1 protein-coding gene is annotated in these 1,271 nt (G+C 67.9%); it reads left to right on the top strand.

Features of this window, described 5'->3' with window-relative positions:
* Positions 1–63 precede the first annotated feature (63 nt).
* A protein-coding gene (locus ACODSY_RS26015) for an IS3 family transposase (protein WP_111278750.1) occupies positions 64–1,253 on the top strand; the annotation gives its coding sequence in 2 pieces (ribosomal slippage) (positions 64–316 and positions 316–1,253; 1,191 coding nt in all).
* Positions 1,254–1,271: the final 18 nt, after the last annotated feature.

Raw genomic sequence — 1,271 nt, 5'->3', positions numbered from 1 at the left:
TGACGTGACCCCCTGAAACTCAGCCAGGAATAGCTAGAGTCCGCCCGACCAAAGGACGGACGAATGAAGCGATCAAGGTTCACGGAAGAGCAGATCATCGGGATCCTGCGGGAGCAGGAGGCCGGCGTGCCGGTGGCGGATTTGTGCAGGAAGCACGGTCTCAGCTCGCCGACGTTCTACAAGTGGAAGGCCAAGTTTGGCGGGCTGGACGTGTCGGAGGCCCGGCGGCTGAAGGCGCTGGAGGACGAGAACGCCAAGCTGAAGCGGATGCTGGCGGACGCGATGCTCGACAACGTCGCGCTGAAGGATCTGCTGGGAAAAAAGTGGTGACGCCCGCCGCGCATCGGGAGGCTGCGGCGTATCTGCAGTCGACCTACGAGATGAGCGAGCGGCGGGCGTGCCGGGTGATCGGGGCGGATCGGGCGAGCGTGCGCTACCAGGCGACGCGGCCCGACGATGGCGCCCTGCGCGAACGGCTGAAGGCGCTGGCCCAGGAGCGGCGGCGCTTCGGCTATCGCCGCCTGCACGTGCTGCTGCGGCGGGAAGGCCAGGCGGTGAACAGGAAGCGGGTCCAGCGGATCTACCGTGAGGAACGGCTGACCGTGCGTCGGCGCGGCGGTCGCAAGCGGGCGATGGGGACCCGGCGACCGATCGAGGCGCCGCTGCTGCCCAACCAGCGCTGGAGCCTGGACTTCGTCTCCGATCAGATGACCGACGGGCGGCGCTTCCGGATCCTGACGGTGATCGACAACTGCACGCGCGAGTGCCTGGCCCTGGTGGCGGACACCTCGCTGTCGGGGCGCCGGGTCGCTCGCGAGCTGGACGCCATCATCGCTCACCGCGGGCGACCCGACATGATCGTCAGCGACAACGGCACGGAGTACACCTCCAACGCCATCCTCGGCTGGGCCGACGAGACCGGCGTCGGCTGGCACTACATCGCGCCGGGAAAGCCGCAGCAGAACGGCTTCAACGAGAGCTTCAACGGCCGCCTCCGAGACGAGCTGCTGAACGAGACGCTCTTCCGCTCTCTGCCCCATGCCCGCGCCGTGCTGGAGACCTGGCGGCGCGACTACAACGAAGCCCGGCCGCACTCGAAGCTCGGCTGGCTGACGCCAGGGGACTACGCCCGAGCCCTATCCGGAGAGTCCGGCCGGCACGCTGCGATACCTGATGTCTCCGCGCGCCGGCCTCTTGCAACCCCCGCCGAGCACGGCTCAGATCAACCCAGGACTCTCGTTACGACTGGATGAGAAACGGGGGTCACGTCA

The organism is Phenylobacterium sp. FG114 (genome assembly GCF_057809855.1).
This window is presented reverse-complemented; position numbering and strand designations above follow the sequence as displayed.